This window comes from Verrucomicrobium spinosum DSM 4136 = JCM 18804 (genome assembly GCF_000172155.1).
Lineage (GTDB): Bacteria > Verrucomicrobiota > Verrucomicrobiia > Verrucomicrobiales > Verrucomicrobiaceae > Verrucomicrobium > Verrucomicrobium spinosum.
The window spans coordinates 4,763,249-4,780,179 of record NZ_ABIZ01000001.1; the positions used below are offsets into that span (position 1 = coordinate 4,763,249).

Here is a 16,931-nt window from a genome sequence, read left to right on the forward strand (position 1 = left end):
TGTGTGTCTGCATCAAGGGGCGGTGATCCAGCCCGGCGCATTGATCAATGCCCACACCACATCTTCCAGGCGGCCCCGCCAGTCTGCCTCCAGCCTTGAGGTGGGCTCATCGCCACGGCGGGCCTGCTCGGCCTGCTTCTCTCGCAGCACATTTGCCGCGGCATCCACATGGTTCGACCAACTAACATATTTCTCACGCACGCGAGGTGGCGGAGTTGATCTGGGAAGTTTTTCCATGGGCACAATGCGCTCCGCATAACCCGCCGTGAGCAGGGAGACATAGAGCGTGCGCTCCTCCGCCGAAGGCTTGCGCGTGAGCAATCTCAGAAAGAGCCGCTCCACCAGCGCATCCACCGGTTGATACTCCATCGCCAGTTGCGTGAGCGCATGGTCATCGCTCAGCCGCGTCAGCCAGCCTCCCACGGTGCCGTTGGAGATGATCGCGGGTTGCAACACATTGGGCGCGGTCTCCCGCTTGCTGACCGGGTCCACGCGAGCTCCCCGCCAGCCAAAGATCTCCAACACATCCGCCACCGCCTGAATGCGCGGCAGCATGAGGCTCGGGCGGTCACGCTCATTCGAGGTGGAGGCCAGCATCCAGGCGCGGCGCGGCTTGCCCAGCGCCAGTGCGAAATCCGCTTTCCGGTCGCCATCCACGTCCAGGCTCATTTCCTCAAGCGCAAAGGGCTTGCCCGTGGCGGTGAACAGGGAGTCAACAATCTGCTCTGCCGCCAGCCGGCGTGGCGCGGGCGAGACAAAGAGGGGCTCCTGGCCGGCCAGCATGGGATCCACCTGCCGCTGGTAGGCATGCGAGTTCAGGATGAGACGCTGGATCGCCTTCGCGCTGTAGCCAGAGCGCACAAACTCACGCGACAACCACTCCAGCAGCTCGGGATGCGAAGGCCGCCCCTTCTCCCAGTCCTCGACCGGCTCCACAATCCCGCGCCCCATGAGCTGCTGCCAGAAGCGGTTCACGACCACCTGGGCAAAGCGGGTGTTCTGCGGCGCGGTGAGCAGTGCCGCCAGGCGGTCGCGGGAATCATCCGGCTTCATCGCCAGCGAGGCCGCCGCACTCTCGGAACTCATCTGGCCCAGCGGCCACTTGGGCTCCACGGTGCTGCCCGGCTTGAGCGTGACCTTGATGAGCGGTTCACGCCCGCTCTGATGAATCCTGTCCAGCGGCACACTGCTCGTCTCTGGCAGTTTGATCGGCTTTCTCCCCATCATCGCCGCCAGCTCAAAGAGATCCTGCTGCTTGGTCAGATTGGCCGGGGAATCGTGGCACCGGGCGCACTTCATCTCCACCCCCAGAAAGGCGCTGCTCACGATCATGGCCTTCTGCGCCATCGGCACATCATTTTGCGATGCCATGCCAAACCCCGCCGGTCCGCCAAAGAGTCGGCTGCCTTCCATGCGGATCAGTTCCGTCACGAACAGGTCCATCGGCTTGTCATCCAGCAGCGACTCGTAGATCCACCAGCGAAACGGCCCCGTATTGTTCAGCGTGGGGTTCAGGAGATTAGGATTCTCCGCCAGCACATCCTGCCAGTAGCCCATCCAGCGATCCGCCCAGCGGGGGTCCGCCAGCAGACGGTCGATCATCTTCGCACGCCGGTCCGGTGAGTTATCAGCGGAGAAGTCGCGAATCTCCTTCTCACTCGGCACCAGGCCCACCGTATCGAGCGTGACGCGACGGAGAAACGTCAGATCGTCGGCAAGCGGCGTCATCTTCAGGGTGGAAAAGCGCAAGTCCGGCCAGTGCGCCCCTTCGGCAATCCAGCGCTCCAGGGTTGCCAGCTCCGCACGATTGAGCGGCTCGCCTTTGCCTTCCGGCGGCATGATTTCATCCGGATCCGCCGTCGCACGGATGAACAAAGCACTCTCTGCGGGCTTGCCCGGCACGATGGCTGGGCCGTCAGATTTGCCGCCCTTCAGCGCTGCCGCGAGCGTGTCCAGCCCCAGCTTTCCTTTGGCACTGCCACCCTGATGGCAACTGTAGCATTTGGCCTCCAAAATCGGCTGCACATCGCGGTAATAGTCCACCCCGTCAGCCGGTGTGGCGGAGCGATCCTCCGCGATCCCAGCGATGCGTGCCGCGAGGAAACGATCAATCGTATTGTGCATGGGGAACTCCGGTGGCAGATCCGGCACCGGCACTTCTGGCGTGGCGGCCAGCCACTTTGCCGTGGCATCCCGTCGTGCATTCCAGTAGGGTGCATGCTCGCTACGCCGCGCCGCGCGAGCCTCGGCATTCACCTTCACGAAGTGGGCGCTCCGCTCCGCCTCGTAGGCCGCCCAGCCCGCGTCGGTGTAGGGTACTTGCCGCGAACCAGGGGACAGCAGCGACCACGTGGTGCCCCCTTCTGGACAAATCGCCACCACCGTCTCCCCCAACTCCGGCCGGAAGGGATTGCCCGCGGAGCCGCCGCCCACCACCGTCTCCAGCACCACCAGGTGCTCTTCACCATCGCCGGTGAAGGGGCCCGTCACCTCGCTGTTCCCCGGCGGCGCAAAGCGGAAATCGGGGCCGAGCTCCAGATAGCTGTCCTGATCTGTCAGAGGGGCGTAGCCTGCCCGGTCGCGCTGCGGAAAAGGCGTCTTCAACACTTCTTGGCCATCGATGAACAACCGCGCGGCACCGAGCCCGCGGAGCAGCAGCCGGTTCTCCCCCTTCGGCAGCCGCACCATCGCTGAAGCACGCAGCATAAAAGTCGCCGCACGATCCCCGCGCACCCCGGTCGCCACATAGTGTTGCGGCAGCTCGGAGAAGCCGAATACCTCCTCGACATACGACTCCGTCGCGACAGGCGATTCCGCGGGCCACATGGGCTTCTGGGGCACGCCTTTCTCGCACAGCTCCACCAGCACCCGTCCGCCCGGCAGCTTGCTGCGGTCGATCTCTGGAGCCGGTGCTGGAGCCACCGCGAAGCGCGTTTTCAAGGTGGCCGCAGACAGCGCGGTGCGATGGATGGCCACCTCATCCAGCCAGCCATCCAGCGTCTCCGCCGTGCCACGCGTGTATCCGGTGCCAATGACCAGCGTGTCGCCATCGTGCACCGGCCCCGCATCGGTCGCCCCGCCCAGATCCCAGGCGCCCTTGATCTCCACGCCATCGATGTAGCCCCGCAGGCTGTCCTTTTTGCCAAACGTGTAAGTCACCGCGAGGTGATGCCATCCCGTGTCGGTCTGAAACGTCGCGTTGCTCCACCAGCGGTGCCACTTGGCCGCCTGCCCGTCCGCCGCGGCACTGGTGAAGATGAACCCAATCGCCGCACTCCCCTGCCCGCCTCTCAGTCGCAGTCCGTAGTTTTGGTTGTTGTCGCCAAACTCCCTGGTTCCATTGCGCCCCTTGCCCATGAGATGCACAATCTGCCCCTCGCGGATCTTGCGCACCTTCACCCACATCTCGATCGTGATGGCGTTGCCCTTTTGAAAACGCAGCTCCGGCCTGTCTGGCACCACCAGCGCCGCATCCTGCCCGGCCAGCTCCATCGCCTGGTTTCCTGCCGCAAACGTCGGATACCCCGGCCCCTGCGGGCCCGGCACCTGGCGAAAGCCCTTCCCCTGCCACACCCCCAGCACATCCCCTCCCTCGAATTTCCAGTGGGCCACGGGCGGTTGTGCGTCTGCTTTTGGCGCTGCTTCGGAGGAATGGGCGATGCTTGTGGAGAGGAGGGCCAACACAGCGCATCCCAGCCAGCCAGGAACAGAGAGGAACAGCAGAGCAAATCGAGAGCGCATGGGCATAGAGAGAGGGAGATTTCTTTGCCGATTCTATGCGTGCGGAAGCAGCACCGCACCGCATGCGCCATCACACGATCGTGCGCGAAAAGAACGCCGGGGGCCGTTCCGGCGAGGTAGCACCCGCCGCCAAGGTAGAAGAACCGTCTCGGTTCTTGTTCCCCGCATCACCCAGCAGCCCCAAGAGCCGAGACGGCCCTTCTACTTTCCCAAAGCAGCGCCCGCCGGGAAGCTTAAAAGAGGCGGGGGTTCCCAGCCCCGCGGGTGAGCGGAGCGCATCCGGGCGGCCTGGCGATTGTCCCCTATGACCGCTGACCGCATGCAGCCACGGCTCTCCGAAATGATGCAACTGGCCTGAAGGGCCCCAAAGACTCCAGCCCATGGGGCAAAGGCCGCGAAGTGGACGGAGCCAGATTCTGTGCCGCAGATTCACTGACGCTGAAGTTAACTCCTCAAATAGATCGCCCCAATTTGTTCGAAGTTGCCTTCCAGCCTTGCGAGACATATTCTGTCGCCCAAACCGCGACCCGTACACGGATGCCCAAGAAGAGCCCAAGAACAAAAAAAGTCACCTCGTCAGCACTGAAAACTGGCCCTCCACCTGTTGCACCCAAGCCCAGACTCTTGCCATTCTACGCACCCGCATTTTCATGGGATACGTTTGAGAACTTCTTTTGTGACTTTCTAGCCGCATGCCCCGAACTAATCGGCAAAGATGGAATCCCACAGCGCATCGTGTCCACCAGTCTTTATGGCATGCGTGGAGACAATCAATACGGAATCGACATTCGCGCGGAGATCGCAAATGGAGAAGTTTGGGCATTCCAATGTAAGCACTACAAGAGCTGGGGGCCTGCAGACACAAGAGATGTGATCGCCAAATGCGAGTACACTGCTGATCGAAAGTTCCTATTGGTGACACGAACAGTTTCGTCTGAATCGCGTGATGAAGTAGCAAAACACGCTGATTGGCAAATATGGGATTCGGATGACATCTCTCGCGAATTTTTGGCGCGACTTCCGTTAGAGACAGCCGCACGGCTGCTTTACACAAATTTCGGCCCATCTTGGCCTAAGGAACTTCTCAACCTTCCTGGACTTGGGCCACTATACACTTCTGACGCAAAGTTTGCTCCGTTTCTTGAAGAGGGGCGCACTTTCCATCACCGCATTGGATTGATTGGGCGGAAAGACTGGTTGAAGACCCTGGACGACTTCATTGTGAATGAACAAGAGCGGGTTTTAATATTCAGCGGGCGAGGAGGCGTCGGGAAAAGCCGAATATTACGAGAGTGGAGTCAAGGCTTTTCCCGACGGCACAACGGATGGACTCTCAGGTTTGTATCCGATTCACCTTCAGACTTCGGTCCCGCTATCGACACCTGCTCTCGTCCTCTGGTTTTGGTGTTTGATGATGCCCATCGACTGGACGACGTGCGCCGCCCACTATTCAGCGAGCTTCCGGCGCGGCAACATGTAAAATTGGTGCTTTGCTTACGACCTGGACCAATTGACCAAGTTGAAGTTGAGCTCACAGATGCTGGATTCGATGCAACGCAGATCAACCACCCCGAACCTCTAAAGCGACTGAGTTCTGAGCACGCACTTGAGCTAGCGGAAGCCGCTCTTGGCACAGAACTCTCAGAGCGCTTTCGCCTTCGCCTTAGAGACTTATCAAGGGATTGTCCACTATTGGCTGTACTGGCCGCAGAGTTGCTAAAGACTGGAAAATTAGCTGATCGGGATCTGAATGATATTGCCGAGTTCCGAATTCACGTCTTCAAGGGCCTCTTGAGTGAAGCAAGACCAGTGGAGGAAAGTTTCGGCACAACATTAACACGCGACATTCTCAGACTCCTTGCCCTTCTCGCTCCCGTCAAAGTAGATGCAGACTTCCTGAAGATCGCTGCACAATTCTTAGGTCCAGCCACGCAACCGAGTCATGTTTCTGACATCATCAATGCCATTGAGCAAGTCGGCTTGCTAGCGACCACTGGTGCAGGTGTCCGCGTGACCCCCGATCTACTGTCCGACCACCTTTCTTTTACAGCTTGCTACGACAAGCGTGGCAATGACACGACATTCGTCGGACGAGTATTCGAACTTTTCCCCCTCAACAAATTTCCTCGACTTATTCAGCATGTTGCCGAAGCTGAGTGGCAAGCCCTACAGGTGAACGATTCAGCTCAGTCCGTCATTGAACCCGTCTGGCAGTGGTTTCTCGAACGCTTCAATCAAAACAGTTTCCACGAACGCCACGAGCAATTGAAACAGTGGGCAAACCTCGCTCATATACAACCGAGGCGCACGCTCGAACTTGCCCAGCTATCGGTAAAACTTCAGAACGCGCCATCACCAAAAAACACGTGGCTAGTCGGAAAAGACATGAATTCGCATGCGCATGTTCTCTCTGCATTGCCTTCTCTATTGAAGCCGTTAGCAAAACATCAATCGGAATCAGTAGCTTCCTGCCTGGATATTCTCTGGAAAATTGGGAGAGACCGTCCTGCAACTTTCACCAATGAGCGAGAACATCCCATTTCCGCAATTGGCGACATCGCCAGGTATGATGGAGGCAGGTTTCCCGCCGTACAACGGGAAGTGCTAGCATGGCTTCAACGTCTTTTTCGCAGCAATAATTGGCACACAACCGAAAACAAGCCGGCATGGGTCTTAGCACAATTGCTGCACCCATTCTTTTCTCAAAGTATTGAAGAACAATGGAGCACCGGAAGGACTCTACACTGGCGGACAATCCCAATTCATCTTGGCAACACCGCCGAATTTCGTGAGGGAACGCTCAAAATCTGTCAAACTATTTCGGCAACGCATTCCACTCCACTTATATTGGCGACGCTTGGAGTACTTGAACATGCCATGCGAGCAGCACAGTTATCTGGACAAGATCCCACGCCAGAGTTTTTAAGTGAATGGCATAACGAACGGCTTAAGGCCCTGGCTATTGCCACAGAGATAGGAAGATCCAACGATGCGCCGGCAATTCAGTACCGTCTACGTGAAATTTTGCGTCGGATACTTCAGTTTGATGCAACGGCATTTCGCGAACATTGTCGACCTGTTTTTGAATCAATACCTAACACTCTCGAAGTTCGCCTACTGAGAGTCACTATGGAGAGCTACTGGGATGAGTTTTATCGCCCAGCACAGGCCCACACAATGGGAAGGCGGGATGAGGCGAAACAACGCCAGGAGCAATTCATTCGCTCCACGGCGGACGCACTGCTAGACACCTATCCCGATCCATCAAACTTACTTAATAAACTAGGTCAATGCCACAACGATTGCACACTAGTCGACTTCAATCCAAATTTTGACATAGTGCTCAGATCTATCTCTGATCGATATGCATCATACTCTCTCAAACTAGCCGAACAACTAATTTCCGAGCCTTCTCACCCGCTTGGCTGGACATTAGGAGCACTCATCTTTTCACCAACTTCAAATAAATTACAAAGAAGACTCTCATTCTGCGTCGCCGCGATTGAAACTGGAGCAGAAGGTTTGACTATTGGCGCAATAGATTGCATTACCTGGTGGCGCAAGGAAACGGATCTACCAAATGAAGCCTGGTCGAAGATCAGCGAGACAGCACCCAAATCTTCGATTCAAGTTGCAAGAGCCATTGTACGATTTGTTCACCTAAACGAGAACGCCCCCGCACAAGCAGATTGGTCATTACTCGCTTACATTCCCGTTCAGCCCGAAGATTCGTACCTTATCAAACAGATATTGGCTTGTTCGGCCAATCTGCTTGCAAAGGAAATCGCACCTAATCCAGAATTTGCCGATGCAATATTAGCCAAACTGGTGAATCTAAATTCACTGGGCGGACACGAAGTCATCAGTTCGCTAGCCAAGTTCGCAAAATACTTTCCCGGCAAAGTGCTCATGCTTGCTTGGCGTCGTTACAAGCTCAAACAAATGGCGAAACCGGAATTGGAACCTTTACCTACCGACTTCGGATCAATTTTTTTCGCAGATGTGTCGGCAGACCCAGATGCCGCGGCTGTAGTCGCGCAGCTTCAAGCACGATTAATTGATGGCGACGAATTGAGCTATGAAGAGCACCAAATTTTAGGGATTCCCTTGCTTCAAAGTGTCGGCGGGCCTGAAACGAACTTGTTACGCCTCCTAAGTTTTGCGTCATCTCCACACCAACTCCGCCGGGTCGCAGATTTTGCACAAAGACGACATTCAAGAATATTAGTTCTTGAATGTGTAAATTTCACCCGAGAATTATTCTTGAAGGCGCGAGCGGCGGGAGAGGAATGCCATACGGAGATTTTTCAGCACTTGCTCTCACTCCCTGCAAATAGAGGCTTCGGGGGCATTGAACCAAATAATGAATGGAAGGCTCTCGTAGAGGCTATTGAGGCGAAAGCTAAACAATATGAGAGCGATTCAGAGCTTGGCCCCTACTTTGCGGCCGTGTTGAAGCATGAACGTGCCTGGATCGCAGGCATGAGACGGAGTGGCCTTGAACATGAGCGGGCATACCAAAATGACCTGGATTAAGTATCTCGTATGCGTGCATTTTTTGGTAAATTTAGTTCCAGAATCGAACTAGCCTCAATGCTGCCGACCAACAAATGAAACTCCCCGCCCCCATCCTTCTCACCTCCCTCCTGTTCTGCCAGTTCGCTCTGGGCTTCTTCGTTCCCCTGAGTCTCGACGAAAAGGTCTTGCAAGCCGATGTCATCGCGAAGGTGACGGTACGCAAGGTTACCCGCCTCATGCCGGAGAAGCCTAATGAAGGGGCGGATCAGAAGATTCAGGGCTTGTACAACGGTCCTTTGTGCATTGCGACGGTGGAGATCGAGGAGGTTTGGAAAAACACTGGCAGGAAGACGGCATTCTCGCCCACCGAGGGCAGGTCCCTCTCGCTGCCCAAGACGATCATGGTGCCTTGCCAGTACACGTTCGATGAAAGCCCTTCCAGCCTGACGGAGGGCAAGAGCTATGTGGTCTTCCTGCAGGCGATGGGGGCCAACCTCTATCACCCACTGGATCCAGCCTCCACGCACCGGATCAAGGAGGGCAAGGTGTCCGACTTCGGCATGAACTCCGACCCCACCCCTGACTTTGGCGGGCGGGTCATTCCGGTCGCCGACTTCAAAAAGGAAGTTCTGGCACTGCTGCCCAAGCAGAAATAGGCGGGAGAGAGGACGGGAGGCCATGCCAGCAGCAAGCGAGGAGATGAGCCGGCGCCAACGCACACCTCTCCCCTCCCCGCTCCAACCATCACTCCATCACTCCATCCCCTCACTCCTTACTCGGCACCCAGACGGTCAGCTTCTTGGGCAGGCCGAAGGTGGAGCGGAGCGCTTCCTGGGCCATGGTCTTGGGGTTGCGGCGAGCCAGGGAGGTGCGGTAGTTGCGAGTCTTGACGATGAGGCTGCGCGTCTTGGGATCGAGCACGCGGAGATTCAACTCCAGGAGGTAGGGAGACATATCCCAGTGCCACTTGTCGTCATAGGTCACGATGGCATCGACATTGGCAGGGCCCTTGTAGGGCTCCCCGGCGGAGGCGGTGTAGCCCATCATGCACATCTCATCCGCAATCATCTGATGGTAGCCCCAGTCCTCCTCGGGGTGACGCTCGACGTAGAACACCTTCTTCCCAGCAAGGGAAGTGCCGGGAGTCTGCACCGTCTTCAGGGAGGTGACACAGGACGAGAGCAGCAGGCAGAGGGCCAGGGGCACGATGGATCGAAAAAACATGCGCGGACTCTAGCACCCTTGTCAACCAAACCCGGTGGTGTGGGTCCGGTGCCGTGTCTGGCGGTATTCCAGGGCAATGGCAGCCTCCAAGGTGCAGGGAGTGGAGGCCCCTGGAAAGCCTGGGGAGCGCACGCATCCCTGCGTGCTGTTCGCGGCATCTTGCCGCGAACGTCAGTCAACACGCGACGTCACCTCCAAATGACATGGAGGTGTTGGAGGCGATGGGGAAGAAGCGGATGCTGTCGGCCTTCCCACCTGATCATCTGCTGCGGCAGTACCCAACGTTAACTCGCTTAAGGCTCGTCCAACGTTGGGCTGTGTTAGAGATCCCCGCTGGGGATCAGCTTCGGTTTCAGGCGGGCACCTCAAGGTGGTTCCTTGGCGGCCACCCCAAATGCGTGGCAGACGCTGCAGCTAGCGCCTCCTCACGTCGACAACTACAGGGGCGCTGGGATGATGGGCCATCAAACACCAGGGGGTGGGAGAAGAGGCGTGAGCCATCGGGGCGCGTGCGGATACAGTAGGTGCTTGAGGATGCCTTCTGCCGTGAGGCCAACAACACCGGTCGTAGTTGTCGACGTGAGGAGGCACTAACTTCCCGGTCTGCGATGTTTCCTCGTGGAGATCAGCCAAGAGCCCAAGGGCTACTCCTTGGCCGCGAGGCGAGGCAGCATCGAACATCCCAGACATCCCCTTCCCCTTCCCGTTAAGGAGCACGCGAGATGACTGCCGGCCCTACCCCGCACTCCCTGTCCCCCGCCCCAGCCGGGACTTCAGGGCGATCATGCGGCCGAGGGTCTCGGTGATGGGGAGGGACACGGGCGGCTCCAGGGAGGCGGCGATGCGGGCGAGTTCGAGGTTCAGGTAGTCAATCTCCGTCTCCCGGTTCTCCCGCAGGTCCTGCAGAGTGGAGATGGCCTGGGTGGAGTTGGCGCTGATCTCCAGCACCCGCTCCATGAGGGCCTCCACCTCCACGGGGATGCCCAGCCGGTTCGCCAGAGTGACGCCCTCCGTGACGATCTTCCGCGCCAGGGTCCCGGGCCTCTTCGTGCTTTGAGAACAGGCTGTTGTCCACCTCCAGCAGCGGGCAGACGGCGTTGAACACGCAGTTGATAATGGTCTTCGTCCAGGCCTCGCGCTGGATGTCCGCCTCCGCTCGCAACGGGAAGCCGACCGTATGAAGCGCGGCCAGGCAGGACTGCAGCCGCTCCTTCGTGCCGGTGACGACTCCCACCGGTGAGGGCGTGACGGCGCGGAAGCGGAAGCCCTTTTTCAGATCGCCTTCGCTCACGACATACAGCACCGACCGGTAAATCTCCTGAAACCCCGCCTCCACAAACGGCCGCTCCACGCCCAGCCCATTCTGCATGATGACCACCGGGCCGCTCACCCGCGGAGCCAGCCTCCGGGCCAGGGCCACGTTGGCATGCGCCTTGGTGGCAATGACCACCGGCCCCTTGATCTCCCCCAGCCGACCGATGCCCACCGTCTGAAGGGGCAGGTCCAGCGCCTGGTCATCCACCGTGACGGGGACGGTCACCGTCTGCTCCGGCGCGTCTTCCTCGCTGGCGCGAACGCCGACCACTCGCCGCCCCGCGGCAGCGAGACAAGCCATCAAAGGCACCCCGACGGCGCCGCATCCGATCACGTAAATGGGTTCCATAGGGTTCGAGGTGAGCATGAGGAAGGTTCGAGGGAAGTCAGACGTTTATCCCTACGCCAGAACTGGGGCGCTGGACGCCTGGGGTCTTTCTCGGGCTGGGATTCTGTCTAGTTTCCATGAACCTAAAGACGCGTGAGGAGTCCCCGCCTCCTTTGCGTTGCCAGTGTCGAAGAGCCGTCTCGGTTCTTGTTCGTCGAATCGCCCAGCGCCCCAAGAGCCGGGACGGCTCTTCTACTTTCCCAACCCTTTGTGCCTTGGTGCCTTTGTGTGAGAATTCTCAGTCGCCTCCCCACCCAATGCCGATTGCCAATCGGCGGCACAGCAGATTAACAATCTGCGCTACGCTATCGCCCCGCCCAGCGCCTCAGGTCTGATGTCTGATGTCTTCAAGTCTTGTGTCTCCCGCGCAGCGGGACGGTACTCCAACCCTGCCGGCGGATGTTTAGGAATAGCTTGGTTGTCCGGGACCGATGCGACGTCACATACGCGGGGCTAGGAACCCCCGCCTCCTGTACCTGAGAACAAGCTTCATGGTCGGATGGCCTCGGAATAAAGGAGGCGGGGTCTCCGGCCCCGCGGTCTGTTGGGTGGGCGGAGCGAGAAGTGAATCAAGGGACGTTTGGTGCGTGAGCCGGTTGGCACAACCGGACTACGCCTGTAGCGATCTCTTGTGCGAGAGCTCAGGTCTTGTGTCTGGTGTCTTCTAGTCTGGCGTCTCCCGCGCAGCGGGCAGGGCTAGGAACCCCCGCCTCCTTTGCGTTGCCAGTGTAGAAGAACCGTCTCGGTTCTTGTTCGTCGAACCACCCAGCGCACCCAAGAGCCGGGACGGCTCTTCTACCTTGCCCAGAGCGACGCCTGCGGGGAAGCTTAAAGGAGGCGGGGGTTCCCAGCCCCGCGGAGGAGCGGAGGGAAGATTGCGAAAACGTCGATTGCATCCTATAACCGTCTGCAACGTCATCAGTTTATCGACTGAGCCGCCTAAAGGCGGAACTCCAACCCTGCCGGCGGATGTTTAGGATAAATTGGAGGTTGGGGACCGATGAGACGTCACATACGCGGGGCTGGGAACCCCCGCCTCCTTTACTGATTGCCGCGTTCTCAATGTAGAAGAACCGTCTCGGTTCTTGTTCTTCGAACCACCCAGCGCACCCAAGAGCCGGGACGGCTCTTCTACTTTCCCAACCCTTTGTGCCTTCGTGCCTTTGTGTGAGAATTCTCAGGTCTGGCAGTCTGGTGTCTGGCAGTCTGGCGTCTCCCGCGCAGCGGGTCCCACTATGGTGTGATGCGCCTCCCCTTGAGCATCGCAGCCTCCCACGCAACTCTTCCACCACCATGCGAATCAACCACCGCACTTCCTTCTTGCGCCGCTCTCCGATTCCCCTGCCCGTGTCCTTGGGTTTGGGTCTGGCCCTGCTTGCGGCCAACGCGCCCCTCTCCGTCGCCGCGGATCCAGCGCCCCCGACTCCCGTCTGGCTCTCGCCCAGTCAACTGACGCTCGCCACGGGCAATCCCTCCCTGGCGCTCATGTCGGGCGGTTCCATGCAGGTGCCTGTCTGGTCGTTATCCGGAGGCACGGTGGGGCAGTCGGTGGCGGGTCTGGTGACGGGGCTGCCCGGCGATTGCGCGGCGGTGAAGGTGGAGGTGCTGGTGACCCAGACGGACGCCTCCACGAGCCCGGCGTTTGAGGATGTTTACCGGGTGCATCTCTCCCAGATGATCGAGGATGCCCCGTTCACGGCCCTGTACCTGCAAGGCACGCCGGTGCGGACCGCGCTGCCCGCGGGACCGTTCCACACCCGGACGATCGTGCTGGAGTCCTACTACGAGGTGGTGCCGGGTGCGCCGCTCTGGGTACGCGTGCAGCGGGAGCCGGGCGATGCGGCGGACACGTTCACCCACCCTGCCGGACTGGCCACGGTGAAGGTGACGCCGGTGCAGGTGCCGAAGAAGCCGCACGTCGTGGAGGACGTGAAGGGCTACAACTCCTGGCCGATGCTGCAGGCCATCGGCGACAAGCTCGTGTGCGTGTACACCCGGGGCGCTGGGCACACGATCGGCGAGGACGCCCGCGCCACCTATGCGCGCACCTCCACGGATGGAGGCAAGACCTGGACGCAGGAAACAACGGTGGCCAATTCTCCAGGGTACGGCGATGTGCCCGTGGGGAAAGGACTGGATGCCAACGGCGCGATGCTCCTCTGGGTGCGTCGCGTGGGGAAAGAGCGCATCCACGACCTGTACCGCAGCACGGATGGAGTGACCTTTACCCTGCTGGCGACGCCCAAGCTGGCGGTGTCCCCCATGCAAATCACCGACGTCTTTGCCGTGCCGCAGGTCGGGCTGATGGCCCTGTGGTTCGAAGGAAACTACCAGAACGAACCCACCAACTCCTGGGGCATCGTGACCAGCAGCGACAACGGCGCGACCTGGACCCAGACCACCGTGGAATCTGGACTGCCCAAGGCAGAGTGGCCCACCGAGCCTGCGGCCGTGTACCTGGGCGATGGCAAAATCCTGGCCATCGCCCGGACGGAGCTGGGCGTGCCCACCACGGAGCGCGCCCAGTTCCAGATCGTATCCACCGACAACGGCGCGACCTGGAAGCGCACGCGCACGAACATCGGCGATGTGACCGCCTCCACCCCGAGCCTGATCCTCGATGCCAGGACAGGCCTGCTGAGCAACTACTACTACCAGCGCGGCCGCGGCATCCTGCGCCGTCGGGTGGTGGCCCCAGACACCGTGTTCAACGCCCCGCTCCAGTGGCCCGCGTCTGAGGCCGTCGCCACCGGCAGCGCAGTCACGTGGGATGCAGGCAACGCAAACGCCACCGTGATCGGCGACACCCACTACGTGTCCTTCTACTCCGGCAAGGCACCGGACACGAGCGTGCAGGTGGCCGAGGTGCCGGCACCGGGGGGGGCGGTGAAGGAGGACGAGGAGGGATCGCGGAAATAGAGGCGATGGAGTGCTGGAGTGCTGGAGTGCTGGAGTGCTGGAGTGCTGGAGTGCTGGAGTGCTGGAGTGCTGGAGTGCTGGAGTGCTGGAGTCAGGGAGTGCTGGAGTCAGGGAGTCAGGGATGGGTGGATGAGAGCAACGCTCCCGCCGGGAAGCTCAAAGGAGGCGGGGGGTCCAGCCCCGCGTAGGTGACGTTGCATCGGTCCACCACATCCTGATTATCTTAATGGTCCGCCGGCAGGGTTGGAGTACCGCCTTTAGGCGGCTCAATCGCAAAACTCCTGACGTCGCGATCGGTCATGACGCACAACGACAACACCTCCCTCTCCCCCTTCGCTCACCCGCGGGGCTGGGAACCCCCGCCTCCTTTAAGCTGCCAGCCCCTGATCAACCGTCTCGGTTCTTGTTCTTCGAACCACCCAGCGGCCCAAGAGCCGGGACGGCTCTTCTACATTGCTCTGCGGCACCGCCTGCCGGAAAAAAGTAGTGCTGGTCCCGCATACGGGACTGGCTCATCGCGCCTCTCTCGCCGGGAAGCTTAAAGGAGGCAGGAAGAGGACCGTGGGACGTTTGGCGGGTGAGCCGTTTGGCACAACCGGACGACGCCTGTGATGACCTCTCGTGCGAGAGCTCAGGTCTTGTGTCTGGTGTCTTCTCGTCTGGCGTCTCCCGCGCAGCGGGCAGGGCTCTTCTCCATTGCTCTGCGGCGCTGCCTGCCGGATAAAGTACCGTTAGTCTCACCCATGTCATCGCCGCCACTCCGCCCTATCCAACCCCGCAGCAGACGTGCGGCCGGGTGGGTCATGGCCTTGGGCCTATGCGTGAACGTGGCCTTAAGCGGCCCCACCCTCCCCTCGGTCCACGCTGCCGAGGCCCCGCTCACCACGGCGGCGGCGGTGCGTTCCTTGCGCGAGGAGGAGGCGGCCAAGAAGCTGCCGGTGGAGCTCCGCGGGACGGTCGTCTTCATCGAAGGGCCGAACGGAGCCATCGTGATCCAGGACAGCACGGCGGGCACCTATTTCCGCGGGCAGAACGAGACGTCTCTCCAGCCGGGCGACGAGGTCCAGGTCAAAGGCGTGACCACCCCGGGGACTTACCTGCCGGGCATCGAGCAGGCGAGCTATGTGAAGCTGGGGCATCGCGAGCTGCCCGCTGCCCTGCCTGCGACTTATGCGGACATCCTCTCCGGGCGCTACTTCTTCCAACGCATCGCGGTGGAGGGCATCGTGCATGCGGTGGTGCCCACGAGCGATGAATCACGCTCCATCCTGACCCTGGCCCTGGGGCAGGATCTGCTGGAGGTGCGCATCTGCGCGCCGCCGCAGGAGGGGCAACAGCTCACAGACAGCCGGGTCCGCATCGAGGGACTGGCTGCGGGCGGCGTGAACCAGCGTCGGCAGTTGGTACAAGCCATCGCCTGGGTGCATGACTGGAGCGGCCTGCAGGTGATCAAGCCCGCGCCTCCAGAGAATGAGGTGCCGCTGATCTCCGGCAGCAAGTTGCTGGCGTTCGATGCCCTCGGCCAGGACAGGCATCGCGTGCGCATGGCGGGCACGGTCATCGCTGCTTTCCCCGATGGAGAGATCTTTGTACGGGATGATGCGACCGCATGGCGGATGCAGATGCTCAAGCCTCTGCCCCTGCCCCTCCCTCTGGGCACGCGGGTGGAGGTCATCGGCTTCCCCAGGATGCAGCGCTTCAGCGCCTCTCTGGTGCATGCGCAGGTGCTGCGGCAGGAGCCCGGCCCGGTGCCTGCCGTGATCGCCACCAGCATGGCGGACCTCTTGAAGGGAAAGCACGACAACGATCTCATCACGGTGACGGCCGACCTCACGAGCAGCTTCCAAACCGAGGACGGTCACGTGCTGGTGCTCCAGGAAGGCGGTCGCTCCCTGCGAGTGCAGATGCCCGCAGATGGCCGCCCATTGCCCGCCGGTGCCCGCGTGCAGGTGACGGGCATTTGCCTGGTGGACTCCAACACCGCCTCTGGCACCACCTCCACGCCACGCAGTGTGCACTTGCGCGCCCGCTCGGCCATCGATGTCGCGGTGCTCAGCGCCCCGCCGTGGTGGACCGCGCGGCGACTCGCACTGGCCGTGGGCCTGCTGCTGCTGGCGATGGCCCTCTGCGCCCTGTGGATCGCCTTCCTCCGCCGACAGGTGCGTCGCCAGACCCAGGCGCTCCGCCGTCAGATCCAGCACGAGGCCACGCTGGAGGAGCGCCAGCGGATCGCGCGTGAGTTTCATGATACCCTGGAGCAGGGTCTCACCGGGCTGGCGCTGCGGCTGGATGCCGTGAAGGCGCGCGGTGCCGATGAGAAAAGCGGCCGCCTGCTGCAGGCCTCGCGTCGGCTCGTCTCCCAGATCCATGAGGAGACCCGCAGCCTGGTCTCTGAGCTGCGCCAGCCCTCGCATGAGGCGCTGGATCTCAAGACCGAGCTGGCCAGGATCGCAGAAGAGCACACCACCGACTGCGGCCCCGCTGTGGAGTTCCAGGCAGACTCCCCGCTGCCCGCGCTGCCTTCGCACATCGTGCACCATCTGAAGATGATCGCCCGCGAGGCCGTGACCAATGCGCTGAAACATGCCCAGGCATTGCATGTGGTAATGCGTGTGCATATGCAGTCGCAATGCTTGCGCATTGCCGTGGCAGACGACGGGCAGGGCTTTGACTCCGAGGCGCGGCATCACGGCCAGGCGGGGCGATTCGGCTGCATCGGCATCGAGGAGCGCTGCGAGAAGCTCAACGCGACCGCGCACTGGCGCACTGCCCCGGGCCAGGGCACCGTCTTGGAAATAACCTTGCCCCTGAACGCCGCCGCTTGAAG

Annotated in this window: 8 protein-coding genes; 4 read left to right on the top strand and 4 right to left on the bottom strand. The window is 60.6% G+C overall.

Annotation, left to right across the window (positions count from 1 at the left end):
* Window positions 1-12: 12 nt before the first annotated feature.
* A complete protein-coding gene (locus VSP_RS19280) occupies window positions 13-3,741 on the bottom strand; it encodes a DUF1553 domain-containing protein (protein ID WP_198141189.1) in 3,729 nt (1,242 codons plus the stop codon).
* A 537-nt stretch (window positions 3,742-4,278) separates the two neighbouring features.
* Between VSP_RS19280 and VSP_RS42430 the strand changes: the two genes are divergently transcribed.
* On the top strand, window positions 4,279-8,277 hold the full coding sequence (locus tag VSP_RS42430) for a restriction endonuclease (RefSeq protein WP_157210970.1): 3,999 nt from the start codon (window positions 4,279-4,281) through the stop codon (window positions 8,275-8,277).
* Between the two features lie 74 nt (window positions 8,278-8,351).
* Entirely contained in the window at window positions 8,352-8,915 is a 564-nt protein-coding gene (locus tag VSP_RS19295; RefSeq protein ID WP_029190583.1) for a hypothetical protein, read from the top strand.
* Window positions 8,916-9,024: 109 nt separating this feature from the next.
* Here the strand turns inward: VSP_RS19295 and VSP_RS36260 are convergent, their stop codons facing one another.
* From VSP_RS36260 to VSP_RS39680, 3 genes are all read right to left on the bottom strand, one after another.
* Entirely contained in the window at window positions 9,025-9,483 is a 459-nt protein-coding gene (locus VSP_RS36260) for a hypothetical protein (RefSeq protein ID WP_009962748.1), read from the bottom strand.
* Window positions 9,484-10,218: 735 nt separating this feature from the next.
* The gene (locus VSP_RS43110; protein WP_332306730.1) at window positions 10,219-10,470 is read right to left on the bottom strand and encodes a ketopantoate reductase family protein; all 252 of its coding nucleotides are present in this window, start codon (window positions 10,468-10,470) and stop codon (window positions 10,219-10,221) included.
* Window positions 10,352-11,146, bottom strand: a complete 795-nt coding sequence (locus VSP_RS39680; protein WP_009962752.1) for a ketopantoate reductase family protein — start codon at window positions 11,144-11,146, stop codon at window positions 10,352-10,354. The genes VSP_RS43110 and VSP_RS39680 overlap by 119 nt, the downstream gene beginning before the upstream one ends.
* Before the next feature lie 1,332 nt (window positions 11,147-12,478).
* On the opposite strand from VSP_RS39680, the gene VSP_RS19320 reads away from it, so the two are divergent.
* Complete coding sequence (locus VSP_RS19320; RefSeq protein WP_009962753.1) at window positions 12,479-14,104, top strand: sialidase family protein; 1,626 nt, start codon at window positions 12,479-12,481, stop codon at window positions 14,102-14,104.
* An 803-nt stretch (window positions 14,105-14,907) separates the two neighbouring features.
* On the top strand, window positions 14,908-16,929 hold the full coding sequence (locus VSP_RS19330) for a sensor histidine kinase (RefSeq protein WP_009962755.1): 2,022 nt from the start codon (window positions 14,908-14,910) through the stop codon (window positions 16,927-16,929).
* The last annotated feature ends 2 nt before the right edge of the window (window positions 16,930-16,931 follow it).

Excerpts from the sequence above, each read along its gene's own strand:
- VSP_RS19330 (WP_009962755.1), top strand. The coding sequence starts at position 14,908 with ATGGCCTTGGGCCTATGCGTGAACGTGGCCTTAAGCGGCCCCACCCTC.
- VSP_RS19280 (WP_198141189.1), bottom strand. The coding sequence starts at position 3,741 with ATGCGCTCTCGATTTGCTCTGCTGTTCCTCTCTGTTCCTGGCTGGCTG.
- VSP_RS36260 (WP_009962748.1), bottom strand. The coding sequence starts at position 9,483 with ATGTTTTTTCGATCCATCGTGCCCCTGGCCCTCTGCCTGCTGCTCTCG.
- VSP_RS19320 (WP_009962753.1), top strand. The coding sequence starts at position 12,479 with ATGCGAATCAACCACCGCACTTCCTTCTTGCGCCGCTCTCCGATTCCC.
- VSP_RS39680 (WP_009962752.1), bottom strand. The coding sequence starts at position 11,146 with ATGGAACCCATTTACGTGATCGGATGCGGCGCCGTCGGGGTGCCTTTG.
- VSP_RS42430 (WP_157210970.1), top strand. The coding sequence starts at position 4,279 with ATGCCCAAGAAGAGCCCAAGAACAAAAAAAGTCACCTCGTCAGCACTG.
- VSP_RS19295 (WP_029190583.1), top strand. The coding sequence starts at position 8,352 with ATGAAACTCCCCGCCCCCATCCTTCTCACCTCCCTCCTGTTCTGCCAG.